This is a genomic window from Actinomadura citrea, assembly GCF_013409045.1.
Lineage (GTDB): Bacteria > Actinomycetota > Actinomycetes > Streptosporangiales > Streptosporangiaceae > Spirillospora > Spirillospora citrea.
On sequence record NZ_JACCBT010000001.1, the window covers coordinates 6,762,317 to 6,779,722 of the forward strand.

The window sequence follows — 17,406 nt, forward strand, 5'->3', positions numbered from 1 at the left end:
GGAATCCCGCCCCGCACGTGAAAGTGGATCCCAGTGGACTGGAACGACTTCGCCAAACGGCTGACACTGGAGCTTTCACGGCTGCCGGTCACGTCGTTCCTCATCGTGCAAGGTCCGAGCGGCCTGCCCTACGTCCAGGCGATGCGCTCCGAGGGGACGCTCGACGCCGAGGCCGTCGGCAGCGCGTTCCTGCCCCGGCCCCTCGCGTCGCGCCAGGAGCGGCGGCTGAGGGCGCTCGGCTGGGAGCCGCCGGACGAGGAGGACCGCAAGAACTGGTGGGACAGGCTCACCTTCCGCGAGCGCGGCGGCCGCGCCTCCTCGGAACTGCTGGAGGCGTGCGCCCTGCTCGCCGGGCAGATGATGGGCGCGTTCCGCGACGTCTACGGCATCGAGTCCCCGCTCGAACTCGTCTACCAGGCCAGCAAGGCCGGACCCGACGGCGGGCCCTTGGCGCTGCCCGGTCTCGGCATCGCGCTCGCCGTCCCCGAGGACGAGCGTCCCGCACGGGCCTCGGCACGTCCGGCACGCCCGTCCGGGTCGACCCTGGAGGCGGCCCTGGCCGAAGCCCGCGAACGTGGTGACCAGCACGGCTATCTGGAGCTGCTCGCGCGCGCGACGCTGTACCTGCCCTCGCCGGGCGATCCGGAGGGCGGCGATCACCAGTTCGCCACGGCGCAGTTCGGCGACGGCACGTTCGTGCTCGCGTTCACGTCGCCCGAGGCCATGGACCGCTCCCTGCAGGGACAGGCGATCCACCACCGGCGGGCCTCGCTGGCGGAGCTGTCGCGGCGCTGGCCGCACCCGGAGTGGCAGCTCGCCGTGAACCCCGGCCTGCCGAGCGCGTGCTACCTGGACGCCAACGCGCTCCTCGAACCCGAGGAGCCCCGGACGCCCACGCCGCCGGTGCCGACCGACGTCCACGTGGCCGGCCCGTCGACGCGCCGCTCCGCGTCGCGCGGCTCCGCGTCCCGCACCGGGGGCCGCGGCACCCCGCGCGGCGGCCGTCAGGCCCCCAGGCCGCCTCAGCGCCCGGAACCGGCGCGGCCCCGAACCGAGACACCCTCCGCGCCGTCGGCGCCCTCACACGCGAGCACAGCGCCGCCGGACGGTCCGCCCGCGCCCGGGGCCCGCGCGCCCGCCCAGCGACGACCGGCTCCGCCCCCGCCGCCCCAGGCGCCGCCCCCGGCTCCGGCGCCGGCCCCGTCTCCGCCGCAGAGTCCCGAGGTTCCCGTCGCCGGGCAGGCCCCGGCGACCAGGGAGACGCCGATCCCCAGGGAGAGACCGGTCGCGAAGGAACCGTCGGTCGCCCGGGAGACGCCTGTCGATCCGCAGGGCCTGCCCGCGCGGAAACCGGCCGTCCCACCGACCCCGTCCCGTGAGACGCCGAGCGACCCTCACGGGCTTCCTGTAGCGCCGATCTACGGCCGGCGGGAGCGGGCACGGACGGACACCGGGCAACCCCGCACAGAGCCCAGGCGACCAAGCACGGATACCCGGAAGCCAAGCGTCCCGGCCGCGGCCGCGAAGCCCTCGCCTGCCGACACGCAGACCCGCGCGGAGAGAACGCCCAGCATCGTCGAACGCGGGGCCCGGGCCCCGTCAGGGGCGCGGGGCGTGGCGCCCCAGGGTCCCGCTGACGCATCCCAGGTCGTGGTGATGCAGAAGGCCGTGCGCCCCGAGCATGTGCAGCACTATCTGGAAGGCGGTTACGACCTGGTCGCCGGTTACGTGCACCGGCTCCAGGACGTCCAGGAGCTGAGAAGCCCCGGCGCGCTGATCCGGGCCCTGGGGCTGGTGTACGAAGGGTCGCCGTTCGCGCCGGCGGACGAGCAGATCTTCGTGATCCGCTGGCCGGCCGTGAAGCCCGCCCTGTTCCGCCGCCCGCTGGGCGGCATAGACGAGTGGAGCATGGGCATCATCCCGGGCGGATGGGTGATCGAGAAGGCGCCGTTCCCGGGGTCGGGGTACGCGCCGGGCGACGGGCCGGCGATCCCCGAGTTCAAGGTCGAGAGCCAGCGCCTTCCGCACGGGGCCGAGATGTACCGGCTCGACGCACAGGGCAGGGAGTCCCTCGTGGCGGGCTACGACGCCGATCTGCGCAGGTGGCTCGTGAAGCTGCCGGGAGGCCAGGGGTGAGCATCCGGCACGGCTACTACGCGGGCTGGCGGGGCGCCGAGTACGAGGCGAGCCCGGACGGCGACGAGGTGCGCCTCTACGCCACGCAACACGCGGAGGGGTTCAGGCAGGTCTCCCCGGACCGGTACGTCCGGGTGGTGCCCCTGGCGGACGTCGACCGCCTCCAGTACGTGACCACACAATGCACGTGGCGCGGCGAGCCGTTCGTGGTCCTCGGCGAGCACGAGGGCTGGCTGCGCGTGGAGTACGGCGGCGGCAAGGTCCCGGTGGCGGAGCGGCTCGGCCTGGAGCCGTTCGACCGGGGCGTGTACCAGGCGTGGGCTTCCCGGCACGAGGTCGAGGACCTGCGCGAGGAGACCGTCTGAGCGCGGGGATCGGTGGGATCGGCATGATCGGTGGTAGCGGACGATGACGGTCGTCGACGTCAACGCCGACCTCGGCGAGGGGTTCGGCGTCTGGAAGCTGGGCGACGACTCCGCGCTGCTCGACGTCATCACGAGCGCGAACGTGGCGTGCGGGTTCCACGCGGGGGACCCGCTGACCATGCGGCGGGTGTGCGCGGCGGCCGTCGAGCGCGGGGTCACGATCGGCGCGCAGGTCTCCTACCGGGACCTCGCCGGTTTCGGCCGGCGGGAGATGGACGTGGCCGCCCCGGAGCTGACCGCCGAAATCCTGTACCAGCTCGCGGCGCTGGACGGCATCGCGCGCGTGGAGGGGGGACGCGTGGCGTACGTGAAGCCGCACGGCGCCCTGTACAACAGGGTCGTCCGTGACCCCGTCCAGGCGCGTGCGGTGGCCGACGCGGTACGGGCCTACGATTCGTCGCTCCCCCTGCTCACGCTCCCCGGCTCCGTGGTGCACGACGTCGCCGACGGGCTCACCGTCGTCGCCGAGTGCTTCGCCGACCGCGCCTACACGCCGACCGGCGCGCTCGTGTCCCGCCGCGAGCCGGGGGCGGTCGTCCACGACCCCGACACGGTCGTGCGGCGCGCGGTGCGGATGGCGGTGGAGGGCACCGTCGTCGCCGTGGACGGCACCGAGGTCACGTTGAAGGCGCGTTCCATCTGCGTGCACGGCGACACCCCTGGCGCGGTGGTCCTCGCCAGGGCCGTCCGGTCCGCACTGTCCGGAGCGGGCGTCGTCCTGGAATCGTTCGCGTGAAGGTGCGGCGGGTCGGCGACACCGCCTTGCTCGTGGAGACCGGGGATCTGGCGACCGCCCACCGGATGGACGCCGCCCTCAGGAACGCCCCGCTGCCCGGGGTCGTGGACGTCATCCCCGGAGAACGGACCGTCCTGGTGGTGGCCGAGCACTCCGCCCACCTGGACCGCCTGGCCGCGCAACTCCCGCAACTGCGCCTGGCCGACGACGTGGTGAGCCACGCCGAGCCGCTGGAGATACCCGTCGTCTACGACGGCGAGGATCTCGACGAGGTCGCCTCCCTCACCGGGTTGTCGCGCGAAGAGGTCGTCCGGCGGCATTCCGCGGGTTCGTACACGGTCGCCTATCTGGGCTTCTCCCCCGGCTTCGGCTATCTGTCGGGGCTGGATCCGGCGTTGCACGTGGCCCGGCGCGAGTCGCCGAGGAAGGCCGTCCCGGCCGGTTCGGTGGCGGTGGCGGGCCCGTACGCGGCCGTGTACCCGTCCCGGTCACCGGGCGGCTGGCGGCTGCTCGGGCACAGCCGCCTGCCGCTGTGGGACGTGTCGCGCGAACCGCCGTCCCTGCTCAGGCCGGGGATGCACGTCCGCTTCGTCCCCGAGGAGCGTCCTTGATCGAGGTCGTGCGGCCCGGGCCGCTGGCGACCGTCCAGGATCTCGGCAGGCCCGGTCGCGCCCATCTCGGCGTCCCCCGGTCCGGGGCCGCGGACCAGCGCGCGTTCAGGCTGGCCAACCGCCTCGTGGGCAACCCGGAGGGCGCGGCGGCCGTGGAGTTCACCTTCGGCGGGGCGGCCCTGCGTTTCCACAGACGTGCCTGGATCGCGGTGACCGGCGCTCCGGTGACGCTGCGCATCGACGGCCGTGCTCACGGAATGAACGCGCCCTGCTTCGCGGCGGCAGGTGCCCTCGTCGAATTCGGCACGCCCACCTCCGGGCTCCGCAGCTACGTCGCCGTGCGAGGCGGTGTCGCCGTGGACGAAGTGCTGGGAAGCCGCTCGACCGACCTCCTGTCCGGCCTCGGGCCCGCGCCGCTCGCGTCTGGTGACCGCTTGCCGATCGGTTCTGCCGCGGGTCTCCACCACATCAACGTGGACGTCGTGCCGGCGGCGGCGCTGCCGGAGACCCCGGTCCTGCGGATCCTGCCCGGCCCGCGTGACGACTGGTTCACTCACGACGCGCTGCCCACGCTCACGTCCACGCCCTACGAGGTGTCGCCGGACAGCAACCGCGTGGGCGTGCGCCTGAACGGGCCACCCCTCGTACGGGCGCGGGACGGTGAACTCGGCAGCGAGGGCATGGTCCTCGGTTCCCTCCAGGTGCCGCCCAGCGGGCTGCCCATCATCTTCCTGGCCGACCATCCGACCACCGGCGGCTACCCGGTGGTCGCCGTGCTCGCCTCGGCCTCGGTCGCCGAGGCCGCGCAGCTGCGCCCCGGCCAGAAGCTTCGTTTCCGGCTCTAGCCCGGCGTCCAGGGCGTTCAGGTCAGCGGTGCGGGGACGGACCAGTCCAGGTGGGAGACCTCGTTGAAGCCGCGGAGCGACGACAGGCCGCCGAGCCTGACCAGCCGTGAGATCGAGCCGTTGTCCGCGCCGAGGAACGCGAACGGCCTTGCGCCGGTGGCGGCGGCGAGGGCCTGGGCGATCACCCCGCCGTGGGTGAACACGGCGATCCGGCCGCCCGCGTGGGCCGCCGCGAGCCGGACGAGACCCTCCTCGACGCGCGCGGCGAACGCCTCGTTCTTCTCCGCCCCAGGGATGACGTCCCAGCGTTCCTCGGCGAACATCCGCTGCGCCACCGGATCGTCGTCGGCGACCATCTTGCGGAAGAGGCCGCCCTCCCACTCGCCGAGATGGACCTCGCGCAGGTCCCGCTCGACCCGCGGCTCCAGCCCGAGGCGGCGGGCCAGCGGTGCGGCCGTTTCGGATGTTCGGCGCAGAGGCGTCACGTAGATGGCGTCCAGGCGCTCGTCGGCGAGCCGCTCGGCGACCCGCTCGGCCTGCTCCCGTCCTTCGGGCGCGAGCTCGGGGTCGCCGTGGCCGTCCACGAGCGGGAACGGCCGGTCGGGGCGCGCCGGTGCGGAAGCGCCGTGCCTGATGAGAAGGACTTCGGTGGCGCCGTCCGGCGCCTTGTACGGCGTCTGCCGATACTCGGTCGGCTCATCCCGCTCGTCCACGCTGGGCACCCTAGACGACCCGCCCCTACGGGATACCAGCGGGGTTCGGCCGTCCCGTCCAGGCGGGCGTGGGTCAGCCCAGCAGCGAGGCCAGACGGTTCAGCTCTGCCTTGAGCGGCGCGGCGGGGATGTCCTCGAAGGGGGTCACGGTCACGTCGCCCTCTGCGGCGTCCCAGACGCCGGCGACCCGCCCGCCGTACAGGACCACTGGGGAGATCCATCCCGCTGTCCGGCTCACCTGGCTCTTGTGCTCGGCGGGCACCAGATAGGTCGAGCCCGTCCCTGCGCCCAGGATGTACTGGTCGAACCCACCGAGCATCCGGACGGACGTGGTGGGCGCGGTGTCAAGGAGCTCCTCCCTGTGCTCTTCCAGAAGGTACATGGGGACGCCTTCGACCTCGACGGTGGCCAATCCCTCCCCGGCGGCGCCGAACCACGCCCTGACATCCTTCTTCCGGCTCTGCTTGCGCATCAGCCAGTTGTCGAACATGTCGGGGGTCGCGGGCCCGTGGGCACCCAGAAAGGCGTGGATCACGGTACGGGCGGCGTCCTCCATGGAGGGCAGGCCGGTCCAGCCCGGGAGCCACCGCGCCGGAGACGTGAAAGTGACCTTGGCTCCCTGGGGCGGTCCGTAGCAGAGCACGCCCCACCAGGCCAGCGGCTTGAGCAGCGTGCCCCAACCGGACCCGAGCACCTCGGCCAGATGCCGCGAGCCCGTCTCGTCCACGACGGCCCGCGTGAGCTCCTCGCGGGTGAGCGCCGCCCCGTCCGACAACGCGTCGGCGGCGGCAGCGGCGATCGCCTCGAGGTCGGCGGGCGTGGCACCGAAGGTCCGCTGCCAGGCCCCTTCTCCCAGTTGCGGATGGACGAGCACAGCATGAGATGGGCTGCGGCCTCGTCAGCGGGCAGGAGGTGCAGGGTGCCGCGCGCGGCCCATGTCTTGACGAGCGTCCGTTCGTCCAGGAGGGCGCGTGTCACCTCGCCGGAGACGGGCGTCCGCCGGCGCACCGCGATGGCGAACTCGGCGGCGGACGCCACCTGCGCCTGCACGCCCGCCAGCCGCCGGGCGATTTCCAGGGCGGACACGTCCTCCGCCTGCTCGACGAACTGCCGCCGCATCCGCCAGGCGAGGACCTGCTTCCACGTCACCGAGGCCATGCCCCGATTACATCGCGGCTCACCGACATCCAGGCGAGGCACCCGATCGCCCGTCAGGCGAGGCGGTGGGACAACTCGGCGAAGGCGTCCCGGACGTCATCGGTGGTGAGGAGCGTCAGGTCGGCGGCGGTCGCCGCGGATCCGAGCCGTGCTGCTCGAAGCGCCCGGCACGCGCTCGCCTTCTCGTACATGGAGCGGGCGAAGCGGCCGTTGCCCAGTTCGTCGATCCGGCCCGTTCCGCATGCGCGCTGGAACACGAGGGCCAGGTCGTCCAGGGCGCGCTCCTCCCACCGGTCGCCGCCTTGCTCGGCCATGAGCTGGGCGATGCGGAGCAGTTCGTCCGGCCCGTAGGACGGGAAGTCGACGCGCACGTCGAACCGGGAGGCGAGCCCAGGGTTGGAGGCCAGGAACCGGGTCATGTCGGCGTCGTATCCGGCCAGGATGACGACGAGGCGGTCGCGGTCGTCCTCGGCCCGCTTGAGCAGCGTCTGCACCGCCTCCGCCCCGAACGCGTCGCCGCCCGAGTAGCCGGAGTTGCTCAGCGCGTACGCCTCGTCGACGAACAGGACGCCCCCGAGCGCGGAGTCGACGGCCTTGTTCGTCTTCAGCGCCGTCGCGCCGAGGTGCTCGCCGACGAGGTCGGCGCGCTGGGCCTCGACCACCTCCGGGCGGGCGAGCAGCCCGAAAGCGGCGAAGATGCGGCCGAGGACCCGCGCGACGGTGGTCTTGCCGGTGCCCGGCGGTCCCGTGAACACGAAGTGGCGGGTCGGGGGGCGGGTGACCAGGCCCTGCTCCTGCCGCATCCGGGCCACCTGCAACTGGGCGGCGATCTCGCGGACCTGCCGCTTCACCGGCTCCAGCCCGATCATCGCGTCGAGGGAGCCGAGCGCCTCGTCCAGGGTCGGGGTCTCGGCGTAGCCGCGGAACCGCTCGGTGACCTCGGCGAAGGCGGTCTCCACGTCCTCGGCGCGCACGGTGACCAGGTCTTCGGCGGTGGGTCTGGCCGGTGCGCCCGAGGAGGAGACGGCTTCGACCACGCGCACGTCCCGCGCGCGCGCCGCCGCCTCGGCCAGCGATCTGACGAACCGGCCGTTGCCCAGATCGTCGATGATTCCGCGCCGTTCGACCTCTTCGAAGCGGGTGGCGAGCCGCTGGCGGGCCTCCACGTCCAGCCGGTCCTCGCGCAGGGCGGTGTGGTAATCGGCGATCTGCAGCAGCTCTGAGGGGCGGTAGGAAGGGAAGAGCACACGCGTGCCGAACCGGGACGCCAGCCCAGGGTTGGAGTCGAGGAACTCCGCCATCTGGGTCTCGTACCCCGCCAGGATGATGACCAGGTTGTCCCGGTCGTCCTCGGCTCGCTTGAGCAACGTCTGGACGGCCTCGTCGCCGAACCGGTCGGGTTGCCCTTCCGCGGAGTTGACCAGGCTGTACGCCTCGTCGATGAACAGGACCCCGCCCAAGGCCGAGTCGACGAGCCGGTTGGTCTTGATGGCCGTCGCCCCCAGGAACTCGCCGACGAGATCCGCGCGGTGGGCCTCGACCAGGGCGGGTTCGGGCAGCAGCCCGAACGCGTAGAAGATCTTGGCCAGCACGCGGGCGACGGTCGTCTTGCCCGTGCCGGACGGCCCGACGAACACGAAGTGCCGCATGGGCTTCTCGGTGGGCACCCCGGCGGCGGCGCGCATGTGCGCGGCCTCGATGGACGCGGCGATGGAGCGGACCTGCCGCTTGACGGGTTCCAGCCCGATCATGTTCTCCAGTTCCGCGAGCGCGTCCGCCACGGAGATGTCCGGCGACTCCGTGCGGCGCTCGGGCGGCGCCTGGCGCTCGGGGGCGGCGCCGGAATCGGCGGCCTGCGCCGCGGCGCGCTGGTCGTGCATCGCCTGCGCGGCGGCGCCGGCGACTCCGTCCTCTCCGGAACCGCGCCGGTCGGGCCTGCTCGGCTTGTCCGTCCGTTCACGCTTTTCCGGGCCGGAGGAGTTCTTACGCGGCCCTGCCATGGCGTCACCCTTCGGGCTCGCCTGTTCCTGCACCCAACCCGTTTCATAAGCCTCCGCCGGAACGGCTCGTCTTGCGCGGTCCCAGCGGTAGGCGAGAACAGCCAGTGCCGCCAGCCAGCCCGGCATGACGCCGGCCTCCGGCAGCGGGTGGGCGCACGCCGCCGTCGCCACACCCGCGGCGGCCAACCCCAGGAGCGTCGTGCGCCACGGCGCGTATCCACGCAGGCGGAAGGCGGCGAATGCGACGGGCACGGCGAGTAGGGCGAGAAGCAGCGACGGGTTCAGATAGGGCGGGTTTCCTTCGTCCGGGTAGAGCCTGCCGAGAGGCACCGACAGGGCCAGCCAGGCCAGGATGACCGCGACGACGGCCATGCCCGTGGGCGAGCGCAGTGTCAGGTGGACGACGACGAGCAGGATCACCGTGAACGCGGCCGCGCCGAGGATCGGCCCGTCCAGGAGGACGGTCGCCACCAGCACGAGCGCGACGAGCAGCACCGCCCCCAGAAACCTCAGCCCGGGAGTGACCTGGAAGTAGCGCCATCTCAGGCGCTCGAAAAGATCCCGCGCCGCGGCGTTCTTCGCCGGGCGGGAGCGGGACCTGCCGAACAAAGCCATCAAGAGCGAGTAAAGCGCAGGACCGCCCGGAACGGGACTACCCGCGCGCTGTTCGTTGGCTTACACCGAGCCTGCCTGGTGCGGAGCAGAGCCCGGGCCGCACCCGCGAGCAGGACATTTGTCCTGTCCAGAAGTAGATGTTCAGCTCTGCTTCCGGCATGGAAGTCCGCGTACCGTGGCCCCGTGAACGAGGAGAACGTCGCGTGACCCCCTGGAAAGGCACCCCGACTCGGCGTGTCCCGGCCCTGGACTTGGAGCTGTTGGACCGTAATGGTCCGAGTGGCCAGGCGTTCGTGTTCTGGCTCGTCATCCTTGTGTGGCCGGTCTGGGACATGGTCAAGGGCAGGGCCCATCCGCTGTGGCTCGCGATTCCCGCGCTGGTCGTCTTCGCCTTCCTGCATTTCGCCGTCGTCCGCACCGCGTTCGACGGGCGTTACCCGATGCGGTTGCCGATCGTTCTCCTGGTCGCCCAGGCGGGTGTCGCATCCGCCGCCGCACTGGCCTTCCAGGGACGGTGGTACACCCTGTTCCCCCTCCTCGGTCTCGCCGCCGGCGTCGTCGTGGGGCACCTCCCCGGCAGGTCGGGACGGCCGGAGCTGCCGCTGTTCATCGGCATCGGCGGCGTCTCGTCGCTGGGCGTCCTCGCGGGCCTGCTGGGCGGCGAGGACGGCGGCGCCCTCGCCGCCAACTGGTACGGGACCGTGACCGCGGGGGTCGTGACCGCGGTCATCCTGCGGCTGTTCACCGCGATCGGGCAGCTGCGCGACGCCCGGGAGGAACTGGCCGAGGCCGCCGTGGCGCGCGAGCGGCTCCGGTTCTCCCGCGACCTGCACGACCTGCTCGGCCACACGCTGTCGCTGATGGTGGTCAAGGCGCAGGCCGTCAGGCGCGTCGCCGAGCGCGATCCCGCGGTGGCCGCCGAGCAGGCCGCCGACATCGAGACCGTGGGGCGCAAGGCCCTCGACGAGGTCCGCCAGGCGGTCAGCGGCTACCGCGGCCGCGGGCTGGCCGACGAGCTGGACGCCGCCAGGATGGCGCTGGCCGACAGCGGCGTGGACGTCTCCGTCCGGCGCACGGGGCCGCCACTGGCGCCCCGGACGGGCGCCCTGCTCGGCTGGGCGGTGCGCGAAGGGGTCACGAACGTCATCCGGCACAGCGGCGCCGGACGGTGTGAGATCACCGTCCGCAACGGCGAGGACAGTGCCGTCCTGGAGGTGAAGGACGACGGCGCCGGGCAGGGCGGTTCCGGCTGGCAGGGCGGTTCCGGGGGCCACGGCCTGCGGGGTCTCTCCGAGCGGATGGAGTTGGTCGCCGGAACCGTCCAGGCGGGCCCCGCTCCGGACGGCGGCTTCCTGCTCACCGTCACCGTCCCCGCCACGGCGACCGTGGACGCCGGTGGACGGTGAGCCCCGTGATCAGAGTTCTGCTCGCCGAGGACCAGGGCATGATGCGCGGCGCGCTCGCGCTGCTGCTCGGCCTGGAGGAGGACATCGAGGTCGTCGCCCAGGTCGGCGACGGCGCGCGGGTCCTGCCCGAGGCGCTGCGAACGGAACCGGACATCGCTCTGCTCGACATCGAGATGCCCGGCCGCAGCGGCCTGGACGTCGCCGCCGACCTGCGCCGGGAACTGCCCGCATGCAAGATCCTTATCGTCACCACGTTCGGGCGCCCCGGATACCTGCGCCGCGCCATGGAGGCGGGCGCCGGCGGGTTCCTGGTCAAGGACGGCCCCATCGAGGACCTGGTCGTCGCACTGCGCCGCGTCCTGGCCGGAGAGCAGGTCGTCGACCCCGCACTGGCCACCGCCGCCCTGTCGGTGGGCCCGAACCCGCTGACCGAACGGGAACGGGACGTGCTGAGCGCCGCGGCCGACGGATCGACCGTCGCCGACATCGCCGGGCGGCTGCGTCTGTCGGAGAGCACCGTCCGCAACTACCTGTCCGCCGCCATCGGCAAGACGGGGGCGCGCAACCGCATCGAGGCGGTGGGGACCGCACGCCACAACGGCTGGCTGTGAACCGCCTACGGGCGTGCGGGACGACGCGCCCCTACGATCGATGGCGCAGGCCGTCCGCGCTCTAAGGAGACCCCTTGACCGACTCCACCGGTGCCCTCCCCGGGCTGGTCCCCTCGCCCGCCGCCCCCAGCGTGCTGCGGGCTGCGGGCTACGAGATCGAGGAGGAGCTGCGGGCCGCGCCGTCCGGGAGCGGCCGCCCGATCGTGATCGCGGGAGTGGACGAGGTCGGGCGCGGCGCATGGGCGGGTCCCGTCGTGGTGTGCGCGGCGGTGACGGATCTGAGCCCGCCGCCGGTCCTGCCTGGACGCGGGAAGAAGACGGTCGCGCTGACCGACTCCAAGCTCCTGACGCATGCTCACCGCGAGGCGTTCGCGGAAATCCTTCCTGACTGGCTGGCCGGGCACGCCATAGGCGCGTCCAGCCCGGAAGAAATCGACGAGCTGGGGATGACCGCCGCCCTGAGGCGGGCAGCCGTCCGCGCGTTGGAGTCGCTGCCCGTCCAGCCCGATGTGGTCATCCTCGACGGCAAGCACGATTTCCTCAGCCGTCCCTGGCGCGTCCGGTGCGAGATCAAGGCCGACCAGAGGTCGGTCACCGTCGCTGCCGGGTCCGTCTTGGCGAAGGTCCATCGGGACAGGCTCATGGCGGATCTGGACGGCGAGTTCCCCGGCTACGGGTTCGCCGACAGCGCCGGATACCCCTCACCCGTCCATCAGAAGGCCTTGGAGAAGCACGGGCCCACGCCGCATCACAGACTGTCCTGGTCGTACCTGGACGACCTCCCACGCTGGCGGCACATGAAGAAGCACCGCGATCCGCTCGCCGGTGAAGGACAGCTCAGCCTGCTGTGAATCCCCCGTGACCCCCTGCACGAGTCATCCTCGACGGCTCGGGTAGAGCGGCAGACACGGGAGGTGGATGCCATGGATGCCGTCGTCAAGAAGCTGCTGCGGGAATCCGGCGGGACGTTCGCCGAGGAGGCCGGCATAACCCTGAAGGACCAGCCCGCCGCACTGTTCAAGCTGCTCGTCCTGGCCAACCTGCTGAGCGCCCGCATCTCCTCGGACATCGCCCTCGCCGCCGCCCGCGAGCTGTTCGAGGCAGGGGGCGGCACGGCACGCGGCATGGCCAGGCTCACCTGGCAGGAGCGCGTCGACGCGCTCGGCCGGGGCCACTACGTCCGCTACGACGAGAGCACCGCGTCCCGGCTGGGCGACATGGCGGAGATCGTCGAGGACAGGTACAAGGGCGATCTGAGGCGGCTCGCCGTCGAAGCCGGACGCGACCCCGAGAAGGCGGCGGACCTGCTGCGGGAGTTCCCCGGCATCGGCCCCACCGGAGTGGACATCTTCTGCCGCGAGGCGCAGGCCATCTGGCCATGGCTCCGCCCCTACGTCGACGACCAGGTGAAGAAGGGCGCCGAGCGGCTCGGCCTGCCCAGCGACGCCGGGGAACTCGCCTCGCAGGTGCCGGAGAAGGACCTGGCACGGCTCACCGCGGCGCTCGTCAGGGTGGCCCGGGACAAGAAGTTCGCCGACCACCTGAAGGCCGCGTGAGGGGACGCGTACGCGTCACGTCCAGAGGGCGACCTCGTCCACCTGCTTGCGGGCGATGTCGGGCACCATCGCGTCGTCCGCGGGGTAGCCGACGGGGATCACGACGTAAGCGCGTTCCTCCTGTGGGCGGTCGCACACCTCGTTCAGGAAGCGCATGGGGCTCGGGGTGTGGGTAAGGGTCGCCAAGCCCGCCTGGTGGAGTCCGGCCAACAGGAACCCCACGGCGATGCCTACGGACTCCTTCACGTAGTACGGACGCGGCGTCTCAGGGCCCTTGTGCACTTCGAAGACGATGATGACCGCGGGGGCGTCCTCAAGGAACGGCTTGCGCCAGTCGGTGCCGAGGGGAGCCAGCGCGTCCAGCCACTCCTGTGAGGCGCGCTTTTCGTAGAACTCCCGCTCCTCCCGCTCTGCGGCGTCTCTGAGGCGCCTCTTGCGCTCCGGGTCGGTCACCACCACGAAACGCCACGGCTGCAGGTTGGCTCCACTGGGCGCCGTCGCCGCGCCCCGGATCGCGTGCTCGACGACCTCGCGCGGCACCGGGCGGTCGGAGAAGTCCCGGACGGTGCGGCGCAGCGTCATCGTGTCGGCGAACGCCCGGGCACGCTCGACCGACTGCTCGGGCGGGACGTCGAAACGGGGCGCCGGCACGACGGGGTACTGCGGCTGGGTGCTCATGTGACCGTTCCTACCGTCGGCCACGGGCCCGGGACAATCGGCAGGATCAGCCAACGTTCCGGGCCCGTTCCGGCACTCCGCACGTCGCGGGGTGCTCAGTCCTTGCCGCGCGAGGCGACCCACTCCAGGTTCCAGCCGTACGCCTGGTCGACCGTCATCTTGCCCCAGCGCGGACGGCCGGGCGGCGGCATGACGTACCGGCCCTCACGGCGGACGACCAGCTCCCCGTTCACGTTCTCGATGAGTGCCAGGACCGCGTCGCGGGAGGCGTCCATGCAGTCGTTCATGTGCATCTCGATCGGCGGCGCGCCCACCGGGAACAGCGTGGCGACCGCGTCCATGCCCCGGAAGTCGTCCGCGCCGTCGTAGATCTCCGCGAACACCAGGATCCGCTTGAAGTCCGCCGTGTGGTCGAGGTTGATGTGGAGGTTCTCCCCGGTTTCGACCGCGCCGGTGCGGTCGTCCTTGTCGAGCTTGATGAACGGCGGGCGGTCCAGCGCGCCCATGTCGCCGAGAGCGTGGATGATGCCCTTCCGGCCGTCCTTCAGCTCCCACAGGCAGCACAGGTCGAGGTCGAGGTCGACGCCGCGGCGGCGCTTGCCGAGCAGCCCCTTGGCCGCGCCCTCGCGCGCCGTCCAGTTGAGGTTGACGCGCATGTGGCCGCCCGTCGCCCCGTGCTTGGTGAGCGACACCGACGGCGCGTTCTTCGTCAGGGAGATCTTGCCGCCCTGCTGCTGCGGCGGCGCGGCCCCGGCAGGAGGCGGGGGCGCGTACTGCCCGGGCGGCGGCTGGTGCTGGCCGGCGGGCGGGGCGTACTGGTCCGCCGGGGGCTGGTACTGGCCGGGAGGCGGAGGCGCGTACTGCCCGGGCGGAGGCGGGTACTGACCAGGCGGCGGGGCGTACTGGCCGGGCGGAGGCGTGTACTGCCCGCCAGGAGGCGGGGGCGGGGGCGCGTACTGGCCGCCGGGAGGCGGCGGAGGTACGTACTGACCGCCGGGGGGCGCGTACTGCTCCTGCGGCGCCTGCGGGGGCGGGGCCTGCGGCTGCGGCGGCGCGGGCGGCGGCTGCGGAGGTGCGGGAGGCGCCGCCTGGCCGGGTTCGTCGACGCTGATGCCGAAGTCGGTGGCCAGCCCGGCGAGCCCGGAGTCGTAGCCCTGGCCGATCGCACGGAACTTCCACGCGCCCTGCCTGCGGTAGAGCTCGCCGAGCACGAACGCCGTCTCGGTGGTGGCGCCCTGGCTTTCGAACCTGGCGACCTCCGCGCCGGCCGCGGCGTCCACCACGCGCACGTAGAGCCCCTGGAACTTGGAGAACGTCCCACCGTCCGAGGACGCGGCGATGACTATCTTGTCGATGGCGGGCTCGACCCGGTTCAGGTCGACCGCCAAGACGTCAAGGACGGTCGGCCCCTGCTGCTTGCCCTCGTGCCGCACCGCGCCCGAACCGTGCACGGGCTGGTTGTAGAAGACGAAATCGTCGTCCGAGCGGACCCGTCCGGTGTCCGCCAGCAGGAGCGCCGAGGCGTCCGCGTCGGGCACGCCGGGGCCGCCCTGCCAGCCGAGCTCGACCCGCACCGAAGGAACCGGAACCGCCGTGTTGGCGCCCTTCTGCATCGACATGAACGCTCCTCGTCATCGACCGACTGTCACCAACCTACGGGCAGCCGCCCGGCCCCGCGACATGCCATGAGAGGAGGACGCACGGAAGCTCCGGGGAGTTCCGTTTCGCTCGCGCGCCTCACCCGGACGAGTCGGTGGGCGGCGCTCCCGGCAGCGGCGCGGGTTCGGGCGTGCGCAGGCCGTCCAGGACGATCCGCAGGTTGCGGTCCCGCTGCTGGTCACCCGCCTGCAGGCCCACCGTGTGATCGCCGGTGGAGACCGACACCAGCAGGAACGCGACGTCCTGCCAGGTGATGTCCGCGCGCATGGCACCGGCGCCCTGGGCCCGCTCCACGAGGAGACGGATGCGCTCGCGCAGTTCCGCGCGCGCGTGGTCGATGCCGCCGCCCAGCGCGTAGTTGATGTCGCACAGTTCGTTGCGAAGCCGGGTGTAGGACGTCGCGAACTCGCTGAAGCCCTCCCAGGGGTCGGGATCGGCGAGCCCCTCGTCGCCCTTGGCGACGATCTCGCCGAGCACCTCGGCGAGGACCGCTTCGAGCAGCGTCTCCAGCGTGCTGACGCGCCGGTAGAACGTTCCGACGCCCACCCCGGCGCGGCGCGCGATCTCGTGGGCCGTGACCTCGCCGCCGATCTCGCCGGCCGCCTCGCGCGCCGCCGCGACGAGACGTTCCACGTTGCGCCGGGCGTCGGCCCGCGGGCGGCGGCCCGTGCCGTCGTCCAGCAGCCGGTCCACGGCGCTCCTGGTACCGCTCATGAACCGGATTCTAGCCACAAGCGGACGGTTCCGGTCCGATTCAAGTGGACAGCTCGCGTCCGGTTGCGCTAACTTTCCCCGAAGCGGACGCGACCCGTCCGCTTGACGAAGGGACTGATCATGGCATCCGGACACGGAGGCTCCCCCGCCATGAAGATCACCGCGCTCGCCGCGGGCTTCGTGATGGCGAGCGTGGACGCCACGGTCATGCAGATCGCCGGGGCGACCGTCCAGGAGCGCCTGCACGCCCCGCTGAGCCGCCTCACCTGGGCCGTCGACGGCTATGTGCTGACGTTCGCCGCCCTGCTGATGCTGGCGGGCGGTCTCGCCGGGCGACTCGGAGCCCGGCGGGTCTACCTGTGGGGCATGGCGGTGTTCCTCACCGCCTCGCTGGCCGCCGCGCTCGCCCCCGCGATCGAGGTCCTCATCGCGGCCCGGCTCGTCCAGGGCGCGGGCGCGGCGTTGTTCATGCCGAGCTCGCTGGCACTGCTGGTCGACGCGTTCCCGGACCCGCGGCGCCGCACGCGCGTGCTCGGCCTGTGGTCGGCGATCGTGTCGTCCTCGATCGCCCTCGGCCCGACGGCCGGCGGCGTCCTGGTGAGCACGCTCGGCTGGCGCAGCATCTTCCTGCTCAACGTGCCGTTCGCGATCGTGGGCATGGCGCTGGCCCGCCGCCACATCGCCCCCGTCCCCGGCCGCCGCGCCCCGCTCGCCCTCCCCGGCCACGCCGCACTGGCCGCCGGCCTCGGCGCCCTGAGCTTCGCCCTGATCGAAGGACCGCACCGCGGCTGGACGTCCCTGCCGGTCCTCACCGCGATCGCCGTGGCGCTGGGCACCACCGCCCTCCTCTTCCTGAGGGAGCGCCGCGCCCCCGCCGGCGTGATGCCATGGGCGCTGTTCCGCGGCCCGCGCTTCACCGGCGCCAACACCGTGGGGTTCCTGTTCAACGCCGCGTTCTTCGGAACGCTCTTCCTGGTCGGCCTCTACTTCCAGCACGGCGCGGGCGCCGGCCCGCTCCGGGCGGGTCTGATGGTCCTCCCGATGACCGTCTTCATCCCGCTGAGCAACCTGGCCTTCGCGCACCTGTCCGCCCGCGTCAAAGCCGGACCCCTGCTGACCGCCTCCCTCCTCCTGGCGGCCGCGGCCTCGTTCGCGCTGACCACGATCACCCCGTCCAGCCCCTACTGGACGACCGCCGCGGCCCTGGCGGCGACCGGCATCGCGGGCGGCATCATCTCCCCCGCCATGACGGCCGTCATGGTCGACGCCGCGGGCCCCGGAAACGGCAACGTCGCCGGCTCCGTCCTCAACACGGGCCGCCAGATAGGCACGCTCATCGGCATCGCGGTCATCGGCGCCGTCCTGGGCGCGTCCACCAACTGGACGACCAGCGCGACCATCGCGTTCTCACTGGTCGGAGCCGCCTACCTCACCGCAGCCCTGGCAGCCTGGCGCCTGATAGCCCGCCCCGAGCGAACCAGCCAACAGGAACAACATCCCACCCCGGAACCCACTCCATGCCCCCACCACCAAACAGCCTGAC

At 72.6% G+C, this 17,406-nt stretch carries 16 protein-coding genes and 1 pseudogene; 10 read left to right on the forward strand and 7 right to left on the reverse strand.

Annotated features, from left to right (window positions below; translation table 11 throughout):
• Positions 1–33 precede the first annotated feature (33 nt).
• From BJ999_RS31095 to BJ999_RS31115, 5 genes are read left to right on the forward strand one after another with little or no spacing between them, the layout of a single operon-like run.
• Positions 34–2,136 carry a TY-Chap domain-containing protein gene (locus BJ999_RS31095; RefSeq protein WP_179836559.1) on the forward strand — a complete coding sequence of 701 codons (2,103 nt, stop codon included), beginning with the start codon at positions 34–36 and terminating at the stop codon, positions 2,134–2,136.
• Entirely contained in the window at positions 2,133–2,501 is a 369-nt protein-coding gene (locus BJ999_RS31100; protein ID WP_229810154.1) for a hypothetical protein, read from the forward strand. Before BJ999_RS31095 ends, BJ999_RS31100 begins: the two co-directional genes overlap by 4 nt.
• A gap of 43 nt (positions 2,502–2,544) precedes the next feature.
• Complete coding sequence (locus tag BJ999_RS31105) at positions 2,545–3,297, forward strand: LamB/YcsF family protein (protein WP_179836560.1); 753 nt, start codon at positions 2,545–2,547, stop codon at positions 3,295–3,297.
• Entirely contained in the window at positions 3,294–3,908 is a 615-nt protein-coding gene (gene pxpB / locus BJ999_RS31110; RefSeq protein WP_179836561.1) for a 5-oxoprolinase subunit PxpB, read from the forward strand. Before BJ999_RS31105 ends, pxpB begins: the two co-directional genes overlap by 4 nt.
• On the forward strand, positions 3,905–4,753 hold the full coding sequence (locus BJ999_RS31115; RefSeq protein ID WP_179836562.1) for a 5-oxoprolinase subunit C family protein: 849 nt from the start codon (positions 3,905–3,907) through the stop codon (positions 4,751–4,753). The genes pxpB and BJ999_RS31115 overlap by 4 nt, the downstream gene beginning before the upstream one ends.
• 17 nt (positions 4,754–4,770) lie before the next feature.
• Here BJ999_RS31115 and BJ999_RS31120 read toward each other — a convergent pair whose 3' ends face one another.
• The 4 genes and pseudogenes from BJ999_RS31120 to BJ999_RS31130 all read right to left on the reverse strand — a co-directional run bounded on the left by BJ999_RS31120 (position 4,771) and on the right by BJ999_RS31130 (position 9,239).
• Entirely contained in the window at positions 4,771–5,466 is a 696-nt protein-coding gene (locus BJ999_RS31120; RefSeq protein ID WP_179836563.1) for a histidine phosphatase family protein, read from the reverse strand.
• Between the two features lie 73 nt (positions 5,467–5,539).
• Positions 5,540–6,340: a DNA glycosylase AlkZ-like family protein gene (locus BJ999_RS31125; RefSeq protein ID WP_229810155.1), complete on the reverse strand. Its 801-nt coding sequence runs from the start codon at positions 6,338–6,340 to the stop codon at positions 5,540–5,542.
• A 35-nt stretch (positions 6,341–6,375) separates the two neighbouring features.
• Positions 6,376–6,624 (reverse strand): annotated as a pseudogene (locus BJ999_RS42515) (DNA glycosylase AlkZ-like family protein); the annotation flags it as partial.
• A 53-nt stretch (positions 6,625–6,677) separates the two neighbouring features.
• A complete protein-coding gene (locus BJ999_RS31130) occupies positions 6,678–9,239 on the reverse strand; it encodes an AAA family ATPase (protein ID WP_179836564.1) in 2,562 nt (853 codons plus the stop codon).
• Positions 9,240–9,499: 260 nt separating this feature from the next.
• On the opposite strand from BJ999_RS31130, the gene BJ999_RS31135 reads away from it, so the two are divergent.
• The 4 genes from BJ999_RS31135 to BJ999_RS31150 all read left to right on the forward strand — a co-directional run bounded on the left by BJ999_RS31135 (position 9,500) and on the right by BJ999_RS31150 (position 12,812).
• Complete coding sequence (locus BJ999_RS31135; RefSeq protein ID WP_179836565.1) at positions 9,500–10,645, forward strand: sensor histidine kinase; 1,146 nt, start codon at positions 9,500–9,502, stop codon at positions 10,643–10,645.
• Between the two features lie 5 nt (positions 10,646–10,650).
• Positions 10,651–11,256: a response regulator transcription factor gene (locus BJ999_RS31140; RefSeq protein ID WP_179836566.1), complete on the forward strand. Its 606-nt coding sequence runs from the start codon at positions 10,651–10,653 to the stop codon at positions 11,254–11,256.
• Positions 11,257–11,387: 131 nt separating this feature from the next.
• The gene (locus BJ999_RS31145) at positions 11,388–12,107 is read left to right on the forward strand and encodes a ribonuclease HII (protein ID WP_179838942.1); all 720 of its coding nucleotides are present in this window, start codon (positions 11,388–11,390) and stop codon (positions 12,105–12,107) included.
• Between the two features lie 72 nt (positions 12,108–12,179).
• Positions 12,180–12,812, forward strand: a complete 633-nt coding sequence (locus BJ999_RS31150; RefSeq protein WP_179836567.1) for an HhH-GDP family DNA glycosylase — start codon at positions 12,180–12,182, stop codon at positions 12,810–12,812.
• Between the two features lie 15 nt (positions 12,813–12,827).
• On the opposite strand, the gene BJ999_RS31155 is transcribed toward BJ999_RS31150, so the two are convergent.
• From BJ999_RS31155 to BJ999_RS31165, 3 genes are all read right to left on the reverse strand, one after another.
• Entirely contained in the window at positions 12,828–13,490 is a 663-nt protein-coding gene (locus tag BJ999_RS31155) for a nitroreductase family protein (RefSeq protein WP_179836568.1), read from the reverse strand.
• Positions 13,491–13,585: 95 nt separating this feature from the next.
• The gene (locus BJ999_RS42520) at positions 13,586–15,109 is read right to left on the reverse strand and encodes a TerD family protein (RefSeq protein ID WP_179836569.1); all 1,524 of its coding nucleotides are present in this window, start codon (positions 15,107–15,109) and stop codon (positions 13,586–13,588) included.
• Between the two features lie 118 nt (positions 15,110–15,227).
• A complete protein-coding gene (locus BJ999_RS31165; RefSeq protein ID WP_179836570.1) occupies positions 15,228–15,863 on the reverse strand; it encodes a TetR/AcrR family transcriptional regulator in 636 nt (211 codons plus the stop codon).
• A gap of 120 nt (positions 15,864–15,983) precedes the next feature.
• Between BJ999_RS31165 and BJ999_RS31170 the strand changes: the two genes are divergently transcribed.
• Positions 15,984–17,405 carry an MFS transporter gene (locus BJ999_RS31170; RefSeq protein ID WP_179836571.1) on the forward strand — a complete coding sequence of 474 codons (1,422 nt, stop codon included), beginning with the start codon at positions 15,984–15,986 and terminating at the stop codon, positions 17,403–17,405.
• Position 17,406 lies beyond the last annotated feature (1 nt).

What these genes read in the sequence shown, in the direction of transcription:
- BJ999_RS31105 (WP_179836560.1), top strand. Translation starts at nt 2,545, where the DNA reads ATGACGGTCGTCGACGTCAACGCCGACCTCGGCGAGGGGTTCGGCGTC.
- BJ999_RS31130 (WP_179836564.1), bottom strand. Translation starts at nt 9,239, where the DNA reads ATGGCTTTGTTCGGCAGGTCCCGCTCCCGCCCGGCGAAGAACGCCGCG.
- BJ999_RS31150 (WP_179836567.1), top strand. Translation starts at nt 12,180, where the DNA reads ATGGATGCCGTCGTCAAGAAGCTGCTGCGGGAATCCGGCGGGACGTTC.
- BJ999_RS31155 (WP_179836568.1), bottom strand. Translation starts at nt 13,490, where the DNA reads ATGAGCACCCAGCCGCAGTACCCCGTCGTGCCGGCGCCCCGTTTCGAC.
- BJ999_RS42520 (WP_179836569.1), bottom strand. Translation starts at nt 15,109, where the DNA reads ATGTCGATGCAGAAGGGCGCCAACACGGCGGTTCCGGTTCCTTCGGTG.
- BJ999_RS31165 (WP_179836570.1), bottom strand. Translation starts at nt 15,863, where the DNA reads ATGAGCGGTACCAGGAGCGCCGTGGACCGGCTGCTGGACGACGGCACG.
- BJ999_RS31170 (WP_179836571.1), top strand. Translation starts at nt 15,984, where the DNA reads ATGGCATCCGGACACGGAGGCTCCCCCGCCATGAAGATCACCGCGCTC.